13 protein-coding genes are annotated in these 18,139 nt (G+C 75.7%); 5 read left to right on the forward strand and 8 right to left on the reverse strand.

From position 1 onward, the window contains the following. The first annotated feature begins 12 nt into the window (after positions 1-12). Positions 13-1,029: a hypothetical protein gene (locus ACGF7U_RS09180; protein WP_393104632.1), complete on the forward strand. Its 1,017-nt coding sequence runs from the start codon at positions 13-15 to the stop codon at positions 1,027-1,029. 100 nt (positions 1,030-1,129) lie between these two features. After that, positions 1,130-1,999: a hypothetical protein gene (locus ACGF7U_RS09185; RefSeq protein WP_393104634.1), complete on the forward strand. Its 870-nt coding sequence runs from the start codon at positions 1,130-1,132 to the stop codon at positions 1,997-1,999. Positions 2,000-2,051: 52 nt separating this feature from the next. Here ACGF7U_RS09185 and ACGF7U_RS09190 read toward each other — a convergent pair whose 3' ends face one another. The 3 genes from ACGF7U_RS09190 to ACGF7U_RS09200 form a co-directional block, all read right to left on the reverse strand. Further along, positions 2,052-2,474: a VOC family protein gene (locus tag ACGF7U_RS09190; protein ID WP_393104636.1), complete on the reverse strand. Its 423-nt coding sequence runs from the start codon at positions 2,472-2,474 to the stop codon at positions 2,052-2,054. 166 nt (positions 2,475-2,640) lie between these two features. Then, positions 2,641-3,852, reverse strand: coding sequence for a sensor histidine kinase (locus ACGF7U_RS09195; RefSeq protein ID WP_393105282.1), 1,212 nt, complete (start codon positions 3,850-3,852; stop codon positions 2,641-2,643). A 133-nt stretch (positions 3,853-3,985) separates the two neighbouring features. Beyond that, positions 3,986-4,654 carry a response regulator transcription factor gene (locus tag ACGF7U_RS09200; RefSeq protein WP_393104638.1) on the reverse strand — a complete coding sequence of 223 codons (669 nt, stop codon included), beginning with the start codon at positions 4,652-4,654 and terminating at the stop codon, positions 3,986-3,988. Between the two features lie 150 nt (positions 4,655-4,804). Between ACGF7U_RS09200 and ACGF7U_RS09205 the strand changes: the two genes are divergently transcribed. After that, complete coding sequence (locus tag ACGF7U_RS09205; protein WP_393104640.1) at positions 4,805-6,094, forward strand: peptidase C39 family protein; 1,290 nt, start codon at positions 4,805-4,807, stop codon at positions 6,092-6,094. A gap of 28 nt (positions 6,095-6,122) precedes the next feature. Here ACGF7U_RS09205 and ACGF7U_RS09210 read toward each other — a convergent pair whose 3' ends face one another. Further along, positions 6,123-7,403 carry a PQQ-binding-like beta-propeller repeat protein gene (locus ACGF7U_RS09210; protein ID WP_393104642.1) on the reverse strand — a complete coding sequence of 427 codons (1,281 nt, stop codon included), beginning with the start codon at positions 7,401-7,403 and terminating at the stop codon, positions 6,123-6,125. Positions 7,404-7,503: 100 nt separating this feature from the next. Between ACGF7U_RS09210 and ACGF7U_RS09215 the strand changes: the two genes are divergently transcribed. After that, positions 7,504-9,360 (forward strand): hypothetical protein, encoded by a 1,857-nt coding sequence (locus ACGF7U_RS09215; RefSeq protein WP_393104644.1) that lies wholly within the window; start codon positions 7,504-7,506, stop codon positions 9,358-9,360. Positions 9,361-9,364: 4 nt separating this feature from the next. On the opposite strand, the gene ACGF7U_RS09220 is transcribed toward ACGF7U_RS09215, so the two are convergent. Together ACGF7U_RS09220 and ACGF7U_RS09225 are read right to left on the reverse strand one after the other, a co-directional pair. Further along, on the reverse strand, positions 9,365-11,224 hold the full coding sequence (locus tag ACGF7U_RS09220) for a hypothetical protein (protein ID WP_393104646.1): 1,860 nt from the start codon (positions 11,222-11,224) through the stop codon (positions 9,365-9,367). Then, positions 11,224-13,248 carry a hypothetical protein gene (locus tag ACGF7U_RS09225; protein ID WP_393104648.1) on the reverse strand — a complete coding sequence of 675 codons (2,025 nt, stop codon included), beginning with the start codon at positions 13,246-13,248 and terminating at the stop codon, positions 11,224-11,226. Before ACGF7U_RS09225 ends, ACGF7U_RS09220 begins: the two co-directional genes overlap by 1 nt. A gap of 188 nt (positions 13,249-13,436) precedes the next feature. Between ACGF7U_RS09225 and ACGF7U_RS09230 the strand changes: the two genes are divergently transcribed. Next, complete coding sequence (locus ACGF7U_RS09230) at positions 13,437-14,630, forward strand: hypothetical protein (RefSeq protein ID WP_393104650.1); 1,194 nt, start codon at positions 13,437-13,439, stop codon at positions 14,628-14,630. Positions 14,631-14,819: 189 nt separating this feature from the next. On the opposite strand, the gene dxs is transcribed toward ACGF7U_RS09230, so the two are convergent. Together dxs and ACGF7U_RS09240 are read right to left on the reverse strand one after the other, a co-directional pair. Next, the gene (gene dxs / locus ACGF7U_RS09235) at positions 14,820-16,772 is read right to left on the reverse strand and encodes a 1-deoxy-D-xylulose-5-phosphate synthase (RefSeq protein WP_393104652.1); all 1,953 of its coding nucleotides are present in this window, start codon (positions 16,770-16,772) and stop codon (positions 14,820-14,822) included. 183 nt (positions 16,773-16,955) lie between these two features. Further along, on the reverse strand, positions 16,956-18,125 hold the full coding sequence (locus ACGF7U_RS09240; protein WP_393104654.1) for an anhydro-N-acetylmuramic acid kinase: 1,170 nt from the start codon (positions 18,123-18,125) through the stop codon (positions 16,956-16,958). Positions 18,126-18,139 lie beyond the last annotated feature (14 nt).

Here is an 18,139-nt window from a genome sequence, read left to right on the forward strand (position 1 = left end):
TGGAGCTGATCCATGTCCTCACCGCCGGTCGATCCCTGGTCCGGGCAGCCGGAGCACGACACGCACTACGACTTCCACCCGCCGCACCCGGGTGGTCACCCCGTGCCACCGGCCGAGGGCTGGTCACCGCCGGTCGCGCAGCCGCCGTACCACGCCGGCTGGTCCGCGGCGCCGACCTCGGGCCCCCCGCCGGCCCAGCCGTACCCCCACCAGCCGTACGGCGGCTATCCCGCCACGCGGCAGGACGGCTACCCGGCCGGCGGCTACCCCGCCACGCCGCAGGACGGCTTCCCCGCCGGCGGGTACGCCGGATACCCGCAGCACTTTCCCGGCGGGCACCACCCGGGCGGCGGGCCGGCGCGGCCGCGGCAGCTCAACCTGATCCTGACGCTGGGCATCGTCGGGCTGCTGGTGCTCTGCCTCGGCGGGGGTGCCGTGGGCTACGTCGCCCTCTCCGAGAACGAAGACCCCGGCCCGACCCCCACCCCGACGCCGACGGCGGCCTCGAGCCCCACGCCCTCCGCCGCCCCGTCGTCGGAGGCCGCCCCGTCCCCGGAGGCCAGTTCCTCCCCCCGGATCCAGGTCGTCACGCCGGACACCCTCGCGGGCCGCCCGAAGAGCACCGAGCCGACGCTGCGGAAGCTGGCCGACGACATGGTCCGCGACCTGAGGTCGTCGGTGCCCCAGGCGACGGGCGTGGTCGGCGCCTTCTACGGCAGCGCCGACGAGCGGGACATGGTCATGGTGGTCGCCGCGTCCACCTTCGTGCTCAACCCGACGGGGGAGCTCGACGACGCGGTCAAGGAGATCTCCGGCGAGCTGTCGGTCAAGAGGCTGACCAGCATCGCCCCGGGCCCGAACGGCGGCGAGGCCAAGTGCGGCGACGGCGAGTCCGCCGGGGTGCCGCTGGGCGTCTGCGCCTGGGCCGACCACGGCAGCGTCGGGATCATCGTGATGTTCTTCTCGTCCTCGGCCGCCGCGGCGGCCGAGTTCGTCGCCATCCGCGGCCAGATCGAGCGGAAGTACTGACCGCACGCCCCCGGTCCACCACCCCGTCGCCCGTGGTCGTCGCGGGTCCAACGGCCGGGACCGACCGAGAACCGCCCCTGCGCAGATCTGGAGCCGACCCATGTCCTACCCGCCGGCCAACCCCAACCCCTTCCCCCCGCCGCCCGGCCCCGGCACGCCGTACGGCTCGTCCCCCCAGCCGGGCGGGTACCCGCCGCAGCAGCCCGGCGGGTACCCCCCGCCGCAGCAGCCCGGTGGGTACGGGCCACCGCAGCAGCCCGGCGGGTATCCCCCGCCGCAGCCCGGCGGTTACGGGCCACCGCAGCAGTTCGAGGGGTTCCCGCCGCCGCAGCCGGGTGGCGGGCCGGTGCCGGCGTACGGCGGCCAGCCCGGCCCGCCGGTGCGGCAGAAGTCCAGCGCCGCCAAGATCGTGCTGATCTCGCTCGCCGTGGTGCTGGTGCTCTGCCTCGGTGGCGCCGCCGTCGCCTTCTTCGCCGTCAAGGACGAGGTCAAGGAGACCGTCGACGCCACCAGGATCCGGGTCGTCGAGCCGGCGACGCTCGCCGGCCGACCCAAGGCCACCGACCCCGCCCTCGAGGCCGGCGCCCAGCAGCTCGAGACGGAGCTGAACCGGTCCCTGCCGGACGCGACCAGCACGGTCGGCGCGTTCTACGGCACACTGGCCAAGAAGGACCTCGTCATGGTCGCCGCCGCGTCCGGGATGAACCCGAACCCGGCCAAGACGCTCGAGGACACCATCAGGGGCGCGCGCACCAGTGACGTGCGGCTCGGCGACATGACGTCCGTGGACCCGGGCCCGCTCGGTGGCGAGGCCAAGTGCGGCGACGCGGAGGCGCGGAATGTGCCGCTCGGCGTCTGCGTCTGGAGCGACCGGGGCAGCGTGGGCATGATCATCATCTACTTCAAGACCGGCACGCAGGCCCACGCCGAACTCGCCGCCATGCGCGGGCAGATCGAGCAGAAGTCCTGACCCGAGCAGCGCGCAGGGGCCCGTCACCGGTGTGGTGACGGGCCCCCCGGCGTCAGCCCTCGGCGTCAGCCCCCGCGGCGGCCCGCTCCACGGCGGCGGCCCGCTCGGCGGCGCTGCGCAGGACGCAGAACTCGTTGCCCTCCGGGTCGGCCAGCACCGCCCAGCCCGTACCGTCGGCGCGCCGCCGGTCGTCGACCAGGACCGCGCCGAGCCCGAGCACCCGCTCGACCTCCTGGTCGCGGGTGCGACCGGCCGGTTCCAGGCAGACGTGCACCCGGTTCTTGACCGTCTTGGCCTCGGGCACCTGCTGGAAGAACACGGTCGGGGCGGTGCCGTCCGGCGGCAGCAGGACCGCCTCCGGGTCACCCGGGGCGTCGTCGGCGTGCCGGGCGTACCCGAGCACCGCCGACCAGAAGCCGGAGAGGGCGTAGGTGTCGTGACAGTCGAAACTGATGTTGTGGATCCGTGGATACACGGCTTCCTCCGCTACGGATGGAGGCGCCCCGCGTGTGTGAGGGTCAGCCGGCGAGACGGGGCGCGGAGATCATGACGGTAACCATCGACGCACCCCCCTCCGATCATCGGCCTGACCCCATGATCCTTTCATCGGGTCGGCCTGCCCGCAACCCCGCGCCGCCCGGTCACCGCCCGGCGGCCGGTTCCCCGGCGCTCACCGCCGGGGCGGCCTCCGCCGCCGGCAGGGTCACCGTGACCTCCAGCCCGCCCCCGGGCTGGGCGATCACCTTGACCGTGCCGCCGTGCGCGTCGCAGACCGCTCGGACGATGGAGAGCCCGAGGCCCGAGCCGCGGGCTCCGGTGCGTTCCCGGCCGCCGCGCCGGAACGGCTCGAACAGGCCCGGCACGTCCGCCTGGTCCACCTCGAAGCCGGTGTTGCCCACCACCAGCCAGGACCGGCAGCCGTCCGAGCCGGTACGCACCCAGAGCCGGCCGTGCAGGTGGTTGTAGCGGACCGCGTTCTCGATCAGGTTGCCGGCCAGCCGGTCGAGCAGCCCCGGGTCACCGACCACCGGGGCGGACTCCAGCGAGGTCTGCACCCGCAACCCGATCCGCTCCACCTCGCGGCGTACCGCCGACAGGGCGTTGGCGGTGCCGGCGGCGAGGTCGCACTCGGTGCGGCGGCCGAGCCGGCGGCCCGCCTGGGCCTCGCTGCGGGCCAGCACCAGCAGGGCGTCGACCAGCCCGTTGGCCCGCTCGGAAGCGTCCCGGACGACGGTGGCCATCCGGCGGTACTCCGCGGCGTCCGCCTCGTCGTCGCTGAGCGTCACGTCGATCTCGGTACGCATCACGGCGAGCGGGGTGCGCAGCTCGTGCGAGGCGTTGGCGACGAAGCGCTTCTGCGCCTCGAACGCGGCGGCGATCCGGTCCAGCATCGCGTCGAAGGTCTTCGCCAGCTCGGCCACCTCGTCGTCGGCGCCGGAGTAACCGATCCGCTGGTCCAGAGTGGTCTCGCCGAGCCGCCGGGCGGTGGCCGTGACCTGGTGCAGCGGGCGCAGCGCCCGGCCGGCCACCGCGTACGCGCCGGCCACCCCGACGACGCTGATCGCCAGCAGCGCCACCAGGCCCTTGACCAGCAGTTCCCCGCTGGCGGCGTCGACCAGTTGCCGCTGCCACTGCGCGGCGTCCAGCGACCGGCCGTCGGCCAGCACGACCGTGGTGCCGGGCAGCAGCTCGTCGGTCGGGCGCAGCGCGTCGCGGACCAGCAGCCAGGCCAGGAGCACCAGGATCGCCCCGGCGCCGACCAGCAGCACGCCGTTGAGCAGGGTCAGCCGCAGCCGCAGGGTGGGCCGTAGCCGCCGCGCGGTCGTCTCCTTCGGGCGCGGCTGCCCGGCCAGCGACCCCCTCTTCGGGCTCACGGCGCCTCCTCCGTTCGCGACCACGCCCACGAACCCGGCGCGCTCCTCGCGCTCACGAGTGCCACCTCGGTTCGCGGCCGCGGGGCCCGCAGACCCGGCGCGCTCCTCGCGCTCACGATGCCACCCCCGCCGTGCGGTAGCCGGCGCCCACCACCGTCTCGATCAGCGGGGGATCGCCCAGCTTCCTGCGCAGCGTCATCACCGTCACCCGCACGATGGTGGTGAACGGGTCGGTGTTGGCGTCCCAGACCCGCTCCAGCAGCTCCTCGCTGGAGACCACCGCGCCGCGCGCCTTGAGCAGCTCGCAGAGCACGCCGAACTCCTTGTTCGTCAGGTCGATCGGCTGCCCGCCCCGGGTGGCGACCCGGCGGGCCGGGTCGAGCACCAGGTCGGCGAGCTCCAGCACCGGCGGCGCGGCCGGGGTGGCCCGCCGGCCGAGCGCCTGCACCCGGGCGACCAACTCGTCGAAGGCGAACGGCTTCGGCAGGTAGTCGTCCGCGCCGAGCTGCAACCCCTCGACCCGGTCGGCGACCGTGCCGCTGGCCGTCAGCATCAGCACCCGGGTGAGCGCGCCGGCGGCGGCCAGGTCCGCGCAGATCTGGTCGCCGTGCACGCCGGGCAGGTCCCGGTCCAGCACCACCACGTCGTAGCGGGTGACGAACGCCATCTCGTGCCCGCTGTCGCCGTCGTAGGCGACGTCGACCGCCATGCCCCGCTTGCGCAACCCCCGCGCGATCGCGTCGGCGAGGTTGCGCTCGTCCTCGACCACCAGTACCCGCATCCCGGCCTCCTCGCGCCCCGACCACCCGACAACCTAGTGCCGACTGCCAACCCGGCCCGCACCCGCCGTCCGGCCCGGCCGCCCGTTGCAGAAAACCTTCGTCGTACGCGATGCTTCCGGCATCATCCTTCGCAATGGACGGGGATCCGCATGACCCACACGGCGCCGACGGCCCGGCGGGACGTCGCCTACCGGGGCTTCCGCCTCCCCGGCGACGCGGACCGGGGGATCCTGGCGGGGCTGCGCGCCGGCCCCCGGGGCCTCGAACTGGCCGACCCCGTCGACCGGCTCGATCACACCGACGCCGACGGCCGCACCCGCCGGTACGCCGCGGGCAGCTGGACGTCCCCGCCCGTGCCGGCCGGCTTCGCCGTACGCGACGTGGTGCCCTCCTGGACCGGGGAGACCCCGCAGGGCTGCTGGCTGCGGGTGGAACTGCGCGGCTGGCACGCCGAGTCCCCCGCCACGCGGTGGTACGTCCTCGCCGAATGGGCCGCCGACGACCAGGCGTTCCGCCGCACCTCGGTGCCCGGCCAGCGCGACGACGACGCCCGGGTGGACACGGACACCCTGGTGGTGACGGGCGCGACGGTCACCGGCTGGCAGCTCCGGGTGACCCTGCTCCGCCCGGCCGACGCCGACGCCGGCACGACGCCGGTGCTGCGTACGGTCGGGGCGGTCGCCTGCGGCGCGGGCCCGGCGACGGCCCGACCGGCGGCCGAGGGCCCGCCGCCCGTGGCGGCCCCGCCCGGCGCGGACACCCGGCCCGGCGGGCGCGCCCCGGACCCGGCCGCCCCGGACGGGATCGCCGCGACGACGCCGGCCGCCTGGGGCACGGTGCTCGACGTGCCGCGCTACTCGCAGCGGCTGCACGCCGGCGCGCACCCGCAGTGGGGCGGCGGCGGGGACTCCTGGTGCAGCCCCACCTGCACGTCGATGGTGCTCGCCTTCTGGGGCGCCGCCCCGGCCCCCGACCGGTACGCCTGGGTGGCCCCGCCCGGCCCCCGCCCGGTGGTGGTGCACGCCGCCCGGCACTGCTACGACCACGCCTACGCCGGCGCCGGCAACTGGCCGTTCAACACCGCGTACGCCGGGCTGCACGGCGTGGACGCGTTCGTCACCCGGCTGCGCTCGCTGACCGAGGCGGAGGCGTTCGTGGCGGCCGGCATCCCGCTGATCGTCTCCGCCGCGTTCACCGCCGGCGAGGTGCCCGGGCTCGACTACGACACCGCCGGGCACCTGATGGTGCTGGTCGGCTTCACCGGCACCGGCGCGCCGGTGCTCAACGACCCGTACGCCCCCGACGACGACGCGGTGCGCCGCACCGTCGACCGGGACCGGTTCGAGGCCGCCTGGCAGGGCGGCAGCGGCGGGGTGGCGTACGTGCTCCGGCCGCCCGGCGTGCCGCTGCCCCCGGCGCCGGAGCAGCCCAACTGGTGAGCCGCCGGCGCGGCCGGCGACCGTCGGCTCAGCCCCCGAACCGCCAGACGCCGATCTCGCCGGAGCGCAGCCGGCACAGCACGGTGTCCGTGCCGCCCCGGCACTGCCCGGAGGCGTCCGGGAGCACGTCGACCACCCGGGCGCGGCCGGCCGCGACGTCCAGCTCGCCGACCACCAGGCCGCCGCCGGAAGCGGCGGGCCGCACGGCGAGGAGCCGGTCGTCGTCGTGCCACGGCATCAGCTGCCAGGTGCCCAGGTCGGCGACCTGCCGGCCGGTCGCCGCGTCGAGCACGGCGAACCGCTCCCCGGCCGGTCCCGACACCAGCGCGAGCAGCCGCCCGCCCCGCCCGGACAGCACCCCCAGCCACCCCTTCCCGGTCCACCGGACCGCACCGGTGGCCGGGTCCAGCGCGCGGAATCCCACGTCCGACCCCCCGACGCAGAGCAACCGGCCGCATTCGGAGACGTGGTCGACCGTCAGCAGGCGCACCTCCCAGCGCGGTCGGAGCCCGTCCAGCCCGTAGGCCGTCAGCGTGCCGGCCCATGGCCGGACGAGCAGCAACAGGTCGTGGACGACGACTGCCTGACCGAAGGCGGGCTGCCCGTCGGGGCGCAGGTCCGCCGCGTGCAGCAGGTCGCCCGAGCGGCGGTCGCGCACCTGGACCGCCCCGTCGGCGGCGACCAGCACGATCCGCTCCACCAGCCCGTCGCCGACGTCGAGGTGCGCCCCCTCCGGCGGCGTCCGCACCGACCAGAGCGCCCGTCCGGAGGCCGGGTCCACCGACCGGACGGAGTCGGCGGTCTGCACCAGCAGCGTTCCGGCCGGGTCCGACCAGGGGTGGCCGGGCTGCCGCCACCGCTGTCGGCCGGTGCCGGGATCCAGGGCGACCGTCTCGCCGAGGCTCTGCTCCCCGGTGACCGCGAAGAGCAGCACCCCGGGCACGGACTGCACCTGCCAGAACCGGCCCCCCGCCGGGACGCGGGCACGCCACAGTGGAACCGTCGCCCGGCCGGCGGCCGGGGTCCGCTCGGGCAGGGCGTAGGCGCGCACCTCCACGGTCCCCTCGGGCTCCCCCTCGGCCGGCTCGACCACGTAGAACCGGTCACCGTCGAGGAACGCCTCGGACCCGACGCGGGCCGGCACGACGACCGAGCGCCGCTCCGGCGTCGGCGCCGCGCCGGCCAGGGTGGCCACGAGCAGCGCGAGCACCAGCGCCACCAGCAGCGGCCGGCCGGCGGCGCGGGGCGGCCGGGGCAGCGCCTCGCGGTCCGGCCCGTCGCGCAGCTCGCCGAGTTCGATGACCGTCACGTGCCGTCCTCCCCGTCGCACCCGCGCGGACCCGGCAATCCGGCCGGGGACGCACCGGCCTGACAAAAGCGACGCGGCCGCGCCTGTACGATGGCGCGTCGTGGCTGTGCCGGTGGTAGACCCCTCGCTGAACTCCGTCTCCGAGCCCCTCGCGGCCGAGCCGTCGCGGCGGCCCCGACGGAGGCCGGCCCGCGCCGACGTACTGGCCATCGGAGCCTATGTCCTGCTGGGCGTTCTCGTGTGCCTGAACTACTGGGTGGACGTGCAGAACCGGGTGTCGTCGCACCTGCCCACCGACCACAGCTGGTTCGAGTGGCTCTTCTCGCACGGCGCGTACTCCGTGCGGCACCTGGAGAACCCGCTGTTCACCGCCCGGCAGAACGCCCCGGACGGCGTGAACATGATGGCGAACACCTCGCTGCTCGGGGTGACGCTGCCGCTGGCGCCGCTGACCATGCTCCTCGGCCCGCAGGTCGTGTACGCGCTCTACCTGGGCGCCGCGCTGGCCGCGACCGCCGGCACGTCGTACTGGGTGCTGTCGCGGCACCTGGTGCGCTCCCGCGCGGCGGCCTTCGTCGGCGGCGCGTTCCTCGGCTTCGCGCCGGGCATCGTGCACCACGCCAACGGCCAGCCCAACTTCGTCTCGAACTTCCTGCTGCCGCTGATCGTGCTGCGGGTGTTCCGGCTGGGCGAGCCGGGCCGGTGGCGGCGCAACGGCGTCGTGCTCGGGCTGCTGGTGGCGTACCAGATCTTCATCAACGAGGAGATGCTGCTGCTGACCGCGCTGGCCTGCCTGGTCGCCGTGGTCGCGTACGCCGTCATGCGGCCGGCGCGGACGTGGGCGGTGGCCGGCACCTTCGCCGCCGCGCTCGGCGTGGGCGGCGGGTTGGCCCTGCTGCTGACCGCCTACCCGATCTGGTTCCAGTTCAACGGTCCGCAGTCCTACCGGGGCCTGCAGGGCGGCGTCTTCCACAGCTGGGGCGAGGACCTGGCGGCCTTCGTCACCTTCGCCCGGGACACCGTCGCCGGCGACGAGGCGGTGGAGCAGACCATCGGGCTGACCGAGCAGAACACCTGGTTCGGCTGGCCGCTGGTGCTGCTGTCGCTGGTGGCGCTGGTGCTGCTGGTGCGCCGCTCGCTCACCGCCCGGATCCTCGCCGTGCTGGTGGTGGTCTTCACGGTGGCCTCGATCGGCCCGACGGTGCGCCTGAACGGGGTGGAGACCGGGACGGCCGGCCCCTGGTCCTACGTCCCCGACGACCTGCCGCTGGTCGAGATGATGATGCCGACCCGGCTGGCCCTGGTGGTGGCGGCGGCGGTCGGCGTGCTGCTCGCCCTGGCCTGGGACGCGGTGGCCGGCGGCGGTCGCGGGCCGGTGCCGGCACCCCGATCCGGCGACGACGCCCCCGGCGACACCGCCGGGCCGCGACACCGCTGGCTCCGGCCGGTCGGGTACGCGGCCATCGTGCTCGCCGTGCTGCCACTCGTTCCCCGCCCGCTGCCGGCGCAGCCGGTCGAGCCCCCGCCGCACTTCATCACCGCCGGCGGCTGGCGCCCGTACGTGCCGGCGGGCCGGACCCTGGTGCCGGTGCCGATCCCGAGCAACGTGCACGGCCTGCCCACGCTGCGCTGGAGCGCCCTGACCCAGCAGGCGTTCCCCATCCCCGGCGGCTACTTCATCGGGCCGAACGAGCTGGGCGAGGGCGTCTTCGGCGCGCCGAACCGGCCGACCAGCAGCCTGGTCTACACCACGATGGACAAGAACGCGGTGCCCGCGCTGACCGACGAGAACCGCCGCCAGGCCGTCGAGGACCTGCGCTTCTGGAAGGCGTCCGTGGTCGTTCTCGGCGCGCACCCGCGCGAGGCGGTCCTCCGCGAGCTGATGACCGCGCTGATCGGCCCGCCGCAGCGCGTCGACGACGTCTGGCTCTGGGACGTCCGGCCCCTGGTCGGCTGACCGGTCACCCGACCAGCGGGCGCACGTCCCAGACGTGGGCGCCCGCGATCTCGCGGCCCGGGCCGAGCAGGGCGTCGACCGTACGCCGGACCGGGTCGCCGTGGTGCAGACCACCCTGGACGACCACGGCGGCCCGCCAGTGGCGCAGGTCCTCCACGGCCCGCCGGCGGTCGGCGTCGGTGACCGCCGGCACCTCGCCGGTCTCGGCCACCCGGCGCAGCAGCGCCGCGGTGGGCCGGTCCGGCGCGCCCCAGCGGGCGGCCGGGTCGTCGGCGGCCCGGGGGCCGATGAAGTAGCCGCCCGGCGTGGGGAAGGCCAACCCGGTGCGGGCCGACCAGAGCATCGCCGGGCTGATCCCGGCGCCCGTCACCGGCGGCACCGGCACCAGGGTCCGCCCCGGCGGGACGTACGCCCGCCAACCGCCCTCGGCCACGAACGCCGGCACCGGCCAGGCCGGCACGGTCCGGATCGGCGTGGGAAACAGCGGCAGCAGCGCGGCGGCCACCGCCCCGCCCCAGAGCAGCCGCACCGGCACCCCGCCGACGGTTCCCGGCGCGCCGGCCGCCGTCCTCTCCGCCGGCGGGCCGTCCCCTGTCTCCGTTCCCGGCGCGCCGGCCGTGGCCCGCGGCGCGGCGGCGCGGAGCCGGTCCAGGGACAGTGCGAGCAGGATGCCCAGCACCGGCACGCAGACCAGCGGGAAGCGCGCCGGCACCGCGAGGTCGAGCAGCGGCAGCCCGGCCACCAGCCGGTACGGGCCCGGGATGCCGGTGGGCGTGCCGTCCAGGCGGATCTGCGCGCCGAGCGAGAGCAGCGCGAACAGCAGCCCGCAGACGGCCAGCGCGCGCACCAGCGGCCGGCGCCACAGCCAGCTCACGATGACCACGGCGAGCACCAGCAGGCCCGGCCCGAAGAAGGAGTTCTCCTCGGTCGGGTTCGGCGCGAGCAGGCCGGGCAGGTGGTCGTCGCCGAGCACGGTCTGCCGGGCGGAGGCGGTGAACGAGGCGGCGTCGAGCTGGTAGCCGTACGCGTGGAACGGCATCCCCCGGTAGTGGCCCGGGCCGAAGAACTGGAACCACAGCGGGTACGCCAGCAGTGGCAGCGACACCGCCACCCCGACCCCGAGCCGGGCGAGCAGCGCGGGCGCCAGCCGGCGGGCCGCCGTCCGGTCGGCCGCCGCGTACGCGAGCGCGAACGTCCCGGCGGCCAGCACCAGGAAGACCAGCACCTCCTCGCCCAGGAAGACCTGGTACGCCACCAGCAGGCCGAGCAACGACCCGTGCCGCCACGGCCGGCGCGGGTCCGGATGGAACACCAGCGCCAGGATCGCCGGCACCAGGAACTGCGCCGCCATGTGCAGGTGCGCCCCCGCCTGCGCGACCATCCCCGGGGCGAAGCCGCAGAACAGGCCGCCGACGGCCGCCGCCACCCGGGAGACGACCAGCCGGCGGCGCAGCAGGACGTACCAGGCGGTCGCAGTGCCGACGAGGCAGCCGACCACCGCCACCAGGAACGCCGCCTGCGAGCCGAACAGCAGGGTGACCGGGGTCAGCGGCACGCCCAGGCCGAGCACCGAGGTGTTGGCCATCAGGTTCACCCCGTCCGGGGCGTTCAGCGCGGAGCTGTGCAGCGGGTTCTCCAGGCCCGTCACGGCCCGGGCCGCGCGGGCCAGCATCCACTCGAAGAGGATCTGGTCCCCCGCCTGGTGGAACAGCCGCCCCGGCCGCCCCCACTGGCCGACGGTCAGCAGCACCGCCAGGGCGAGGTAGCCGGCGACGACCAGCGCGTCGGCCGCGCGCGCCGGCAGCCGGCGCGGGCGCCGGTCGGGTGCCGCGTCGACGGTGCCGGGCGCCGTCGGGGCCGCCATCAGGCCGGCTGGTCGGTCAGCGTCCGGACGTCCCACACCCAGACGTCCAGCTCCCGGCGGCCCGGGCCGACCAGTTGCTCGACGGTGCGCCGCAGCGGCTCGGCGTGGTGCTGGTCGACCGGGAGCACGAGGATCGCCGCCCGCCAGTGCCGCAGCTCGTCGAGCGACCGGCGGCGCTGCCGGTCGTCCAGTTTGGGGGTACGCCCCGTCGAGGCGACCTCCTCCAGCAACTGCCCCACCCCGCTGGGCCGGCCACCGAAGCGGCCGGGGTCGCCGGTGTTGCCGTTGCGCGGGGCCAGGAAGTAGCCGCCGGGGATCTTGAAGTCGAGGTTGGTGGAGGCGGCCCAGCGCATCCCGTGGGTGTGGCCCATGTTCGGCACCGGGATCGGCACCAGGGTCTGGTCGGGCCCGACGTAGCCGCGCCACCGGTCGGCGGTGATGAAGTCCGGCACCGGCGGGCGGGAGGTCACCTTCAGCGGCATCGGCGCGATCGGCAGCAGCGCGAGGACGAGCCCGGCGGCGGTGAGCGTACGCAGCGTCCGGGGCTCGACCGGCAGCGCCCGGGAGCGCTCGACGGCGAGCGCCAGCAGGATGCCGATCACCACGCTGGTGATGAGGCCGAACCGGGTCGGCACCACCGCGTCGAGCAGCGGCAGCCGGACCAGCCACTCCCACGGCCCGGTGAGCACCTCCCGGTCCCACCAGGACACCCGCTCGCCGAGCGAGAGCACGGCGAAGAACACCCCGGTCACGGCGAGCGCCCGGACCAGCAGTTCGCGCCGCAGCCACGCCACGATGCCGACGGCGATGAGGGAGAGACTCCAGCCGAAGAAGGCGTTCTCCTCCGAGTAGTTCGGCGCGAGGTTGATGTTGGCGCGCTCGTTGCCGCCGAGCGTCGGCGAGCCGGGGGCGAAGAAGGCCGCGATGTCGTTGCCGTAGTCGCGGACCGCGTCGCTGAGCCCGTGGTACGCCATCGGCCCGGCGAACTGGATGTAGAGCGGGTACGCCAGCAGCGCCCCGGCGACGAGGGTGCAGATCGACAGGGCCTTCGCCAGCGGCCGCCAGGCCGCCGACCAGAGCGCCGGACGCTGGGCGAGCACGGCGAGCAGGAACACCCCGCAGGCCAGCGCGGTGAAGAGCAGGATCTCCTCGTTGATGAACGCCTGGACGGTGACCAGCAGGGCGAGCAGCACGCCGTCGCGCCACGGCCGCCGGGACCGCGTGATGACCAGCACCCGCCAGACGATGAACGGCAGCAGGAACTGGGAGATGATGTTGGGGTGCCAGTTGGCGTGCGACAGCATCGCCGGCGAGAACCCGCAGAACCAGCCGCCGACCGCCGCCGCCAGCGGGCTGCGCACGACGTGCCGGGAGAGCACGAAGTACCAGGCCGAGGCCGTGCCGGCGAGGGCGAGGGTGACCAGCACCACGAAGGTCACGGCCGGGCCGAAGAGCAGGGTCACCGGCACCATCGGGATGCCCAGCGCGAGGATGGCCGTGTTGGCCATCAGGTTGACCCCGTCGGGATAGTTGAACTGCTCGGTGAAGAACGGGAACTCGCCGTGCAGCACCACGCGTACCGAGTGGGCGAGGAAGAACTGCACCTGGGCCGGGTCGCTGCTGTAGAGCGAGGCCACCCGGCCGGCCGGGTCCACCCAGATCTGGCTGGTCACCCAGACCGCGGCGAGCAGGAACAGGCCGAAGACCAGCAAGTCCTGCCGCCGCCGCGCCCAGCGTCGCGGTCGGGCGCGGGCGGCCCCGCCCTCGGCCCCCGGTGACGCGACGGCGTCGGCCGTCGGTGTGGCACCGGCCGCCGACGGGGCGACGGCGTTGGCCGTCGGTGTGGCGTTGACGTCCGCCTTCGGCGTGGCCGCGTCGGCCGGGGTCCGGGTGGCCGGCGCGGGGGCGCCGCCGTTCGGCGTACGGCCGCCGCCGTCGCCCGTGGACCGGCCGGGATCGGACGCGGAGGCCGCGGCGGCGTCGGATTCCGGCGAGGATTCGGCGCGGGTCTCGGCAGGCGTCACAGTCGGCGGAGTCTACCGGAGCGGGACATTCGCCCTGAAACCACGGCGCTGTCCTCTGTGGCGCGTGTCGGCCGGGCCGCGCGATCCGCGCCGGGCGCGCCGACGAGGTGCCGCGTCCGGGTGATCGGACATCTCGTACTATGGCGCTTTCCGTAGACCACGGCTGAGGCGATCGAGGGGGCGTACAGGTGGCTCCAGTCCGCCGGCGCGGCAGCACGGCCACCGCACTGCTGACCCTGCTGCTCACCGCGACGGCGTGCGGCCCGGTGGCCGACCGGCAGCCGAGCGACCTGCGGGTCGGGTACGACAGCCTCGACGGCGACCTGACGGTCTGGCCGGCGCGCGGCGCGCTCGCGGGCGACGCCACCGTGACCGCGGCGGTGACCGGGGCGGTTCGCGACTGGCGGTCGCCGGCCGACGACCGGGTGCACCTGCCCACGTCCGGGATCCTGTGGTCCGGCGAGGTGGACGGCGCGCCGCTGGTCCTGGTGGCCGCGGACGTGCCCGGCGAGAGCGCCTCCTGGCTGCTCCAGGTCACCGCCGAGGGCGGCCGGTACGCGGTCACCCGCGCCGCCGAGTACACCGACCCCGGCTACCTCGTCTACTCCGACGTGCTCCCCGTGCACACGGCCGCCGGCCGGCGCTATCTCACGTCCAGCCGCGTCGAGCGGCTGCTCGGGCCGGACGGCCGCGCGCTGCGCAACGTCGACGGCCTCACCGAGCCGGTGGACGTGCCGGCCTGCCGGGCCGTCGGCGTGACCGCCACGCTGAGGGCCACCGAGTCGCTGCCCCGGGGCCGGGCCGCCGATCGGCTGCTCGACCTGGGCACCGGCACCACCGACCCGCGCTACCCCCTCGTCCGCGACGAGAGCGGCTCCGGCAGGCGGGCCCTCAAGGGCCTCGACACCTGCGTGCTCGCCGGCGAGGAGGGCCCGTTCGGCAGCGTCCCCCGCCGCATCGGCGACCGGGACGCGCCCCGCTCGGTGCCCTCGTCCTGGCCGATGACCAAGCTGGCCGTCCGCACCCTGGGCGAGGTCGCCCTCGGCGGCGGCGAGCCGGCGGAGCTGGAGCAGCTCAGCTGGGAGACCGCGGACGGGACGATGACCGCCGTGGTCTACCGCCCGTCCGACGGCGGCGCGCCGGTGGTCTCGCCCGCCGACCGGTCCAGCCCGCTCCAGGCGTACGCCCTGCCGGTGCCGGGCCAGCCGCTGGCGGTGCTGAGCTGGCGGGCCACCCGGGACAGCTCCCTGTCGACGCCGCCGGACACCCCGCGCCTGGTGGACCGCCCGGGCCTGGTCGTGGTGCCGATGCCGACCCGCTCGGAGACGTTCAGCCTGGCCGGACCCGAGAAGACCCACTACCGCTCGATCGGCGCCCGCTGACCCACCCCGCCCTCCCCGGCCCTCCCGGCCCCGACCGTCGATCTTGCACTTTCTGCCCCGGCATACGGGGCGTTTCGCGGCATAGCGGGGGCCGAAAGTGCAAGATCGCGTGTGTTTCGCGGCGGCGAGGGCGGGGCGGGGACGACGACGGCGGGCGGCCCGGTGGGGCGCCCGCCGTCGGTCGGTGCGTCAGTTCTGGGCGGTCGCGTCGTCGGCGGTGATCACCGGCTCGACCGGCTCGGCGTCCAGCCGGGAGATCCAGCCGGTGACGTCGCGGGCCACGTCCTGCGCGGTGAGGCCGAGGTCGGCGAGGATCTGCGCGCGGGTGCCGTGCGGGTGCCAGTCCGCCGGCACGCCGAGGTCGCGCAGCGGCACCCGCACGTCGGCGTCCCGCATCGCCTGGGCGAGGGCGTCGCCGACGCCACCGACCCGGACGCCGTCCTCGACGGTGACCACGAGGCGGTGCCGGGCGGCCAGCTCGACCAGCTCGGCCGGGACGGGACGGACCCAGCGCGGGTCGACCACGGTGACGCCGTAGCCCTGCTCGGCGACCCGGGCGGCCACCTCCATGCCCAGGTGCCCGAAGGAGCCGACCGCGACCAGCAGCACGTCCGTACGCGCCGACTCGGCCAGCACGTCGACCGTGCCGATCCGGCGCACGGCCGGCAGGTCGGCGGCGACGGTGCCGGTCGGGAACCGGACGATGGTCGGGCCGTCGTCGACGGCCACCGCCTCGCGCAGCTCCTCGCGCAGGGTGGCGGCGTCGCGGGGCGCGGCGATCCGCAGGCCCGGCACGACCCCGAAGACGGACATGTCCCACATGCCGTAGTGGCTGGGCCCGTCGGGGCCGGTGATCCCGGCCCGGTCCAGCACGAAGGTCACCGGCAGCCGGTGCATCGCCACGTCCAGCAGGACCTGGTCGAAGGCGCGGTTGAGGAAGGTCGCGTAGACCGCCACCACGGGGTGCAGCCCGCCGAGCGCCAGGCCGGCGGCCGAGGTGGCCGCGTGCTGCTCGGCGATGCCCACGTCGTACACCCGGTTCGGATGCTTGCGGGCGAGCTTGGCGATGCCGGTCGGCTCGGCCATCGCCGCCGTGATGCCCACCACGTCGGGCCGCTCGTCGGCGATGGCGACCAGCTCGTCGGCGAAGACGTGGGTCCACTTCACCGAGGGGGCGGCGACCAGCTTGCCGGTCTCGATGTCGAAGGCGCTGCCGGGGCCGTGCAGGCAGTCGGCCTCGTCCTCCTCGGCCGGGCGGTAGCCGTAGCCCTTGCGGGTGACGGCGTGCACGATCACCGGGCCGCCGAAGTTCTTCGCGGCGCGCAGCGCCGACTCGACCGCGGTCACGTCGTGCCCGTCGACCGGGCCGACGTACTTGATGCCGAGGTCCTCGAACATCGCCTGCGGGGCGACCGCGTCCTTGATGCCCTTCTTGACCGCGTGCAGCACCTCGTACATCGGCCTGCCGACCAGCGGGGTGGAGCCGAGGGCGTCCTTGACGGTGTCGAGCACCTTCTCGTAGCTCGGGTTGAGCCGCAGCGAGGAGAGGTGGTCGGCGAGGCCGCCGATGGTCGGGGCGTACGACCGGCCGTTGTCGTTGACCACGATGACGAGGGGGTTGCCGGCGGTCGCGATGTTGTTGAGCGCCTCCCAGCACATGCCGCCGGTGAGCGCGCCGTCGCCGACCACCGCGACGACGCTGCGCTGCTCGCCCCGCAGCGCGTACGCCTTGGCCAGGCCGTCGGCGTAGGACAGGGCGGTGGAGGCGTGCGAGTTCTCGATGAGGTCGTGCTCACTCTCGGCCTGGCTGGGGTAGCCGGAGAGCCCGCCCCGCTGGCGCAGCTTGTCGAAGCCGGCCTGCCGCCCGGTGACGATCTTGTGCACGTACGCCTGGTGGCCGGTGTCGAACAGGAGCCGGTCGCGCGGCGAGTCGAAGACGCGGTGCATGGCCAGCGTCAGCTCGACCACGCCCAGGTTGGGGCCGACGTGTCCGCCGGTGCGGGAGACCTTGGCGATCAGGAAGTCCCGGATCTCCGCGGCGAGGATGTCCAGTTCCTCGGCGGACATCCGCTTGACGTCCTGCGGACCTCGGACGGTGGCCAGCAGCCCGGTGTGGTGGACCGTGTCCTCTTCAACACTCATGACGGAAGAGTCTATCGGCCGCCGCACAGTCCGCAGCCTGGCCGGGACGATCGCCGCCCGCCCGGAGCGCTGAGCACCCGGTCAGACCCGGGTCGACGCCCCGCCAGGACCGGTCCGCCCCCGCCAGGCACGGTCCGCCCCCGCCAGGCCCAGGTCGGCGCAGCCAGGCCCGGGGCCGGCGCGTCAGGCGCGGATGCGCAGCCGGCGGGGCGCGGCGGCGGCCGGGGCGCCCCGGAACGCCGGCCCGGACGGGGTCCAGGAGCCCAGCACGGCGGCCCGGGTGGCGCCGGTCACCGAGGGCAGCGCGCCGGGCAGCCCGTGCCAGGAGAGCCAGCCGAGCAGCGCGAACGCGTACGCCTCCTTGGCCTGCGCCGGTACGCCCAGCTCGTCGGTGCTGCGCAGCCGCCACCGCCCGGCCCCGAGCGCGGCCAGCCGGGCGGTCAGGGTGGGGTTGCGCACCCCGCCGCCGGCCGCGACGACCTCCGCCACGCCGTGCCGGTCGCACTCGGCGGCCACCACCCGGGCGGTCAGCTCGGTCAGGGTGGCCAGCACGTCGTCGGCCGGCACCGGCTCGCCGAGGGCGGCCAGCCGCGCGTCCAGGTATCCGGCGTGGAACAGCTCCTTGCCGGTCGACTTGGGCGGCGGCGCCGCGTAGTACGGCTCGGCGAGCAGCGCGTCCAGCAGGCCGGGGTGCACCCGGCCGGCCGCCGCCCGGGCGCCGTCGAGGTCGCAGGGCCGGCCCAGGAGGCGCCGGGCGGCCGCGTCGAGCAGCGCGTTGGCGGGCCCGACGTCGTATCCGAGGACCGGCGCGCCCGGCGCGAGGACCGTGAGGTTGGCGATGCCGCCCAGGTTGAGCGCGGCGCGCGGGGCCGCGCCGTCGGCCGGGTCGAGCAGCAGCGCGTCGAACGCCGGGACCAGGGGCGCGCCCTGCCCGCCGGCGGCGACGTCCGCCGAGCGCAGGTCGCTCAGCACGGGTACGCCGACCCGCGCGGCCACCCGCGCGACCGCGCCGAGTTGCAGGGTGCCGTGCGCCCGGCCGTCGGACACCCAGTGGAAGACCGTCTGCCCGGGCGAGACCACCGCGTCGACGGTGCCGCCGGCCAGCTCGACGCCGACCGCCGCGGCCTCGGCGAAGACCTCGCCGAGCCGGTTGTCCAGCCGGCAGACCGCCTCGATCGTGGTGGACCCCGGCGGCAGCACCCCGCCGATCGCGGCGCGCAGCGCGTCGTCGTAGTCGAGGCCCCGGTGCCCCAGCGGGCGCAGCCAGAGCGTGTCGCCCTCGGTGGTGAACTCGGCGGCGGCCACGTCGACCCCGTCGTACGAGGTGCCCGACATCAGCCCGACGATCTTCATCCCGACAGGCTAGC

Origin of the sequence: Micromonospora sp. NPDC047670 (genome assembly GCF_043204915.1) — a bacterium.
Taxonomy (GTDB): Bacteria; Actinomycetota; Actinomycetes; order Mycobacteriales; family Micromonosporaceae; genus Micromonospora.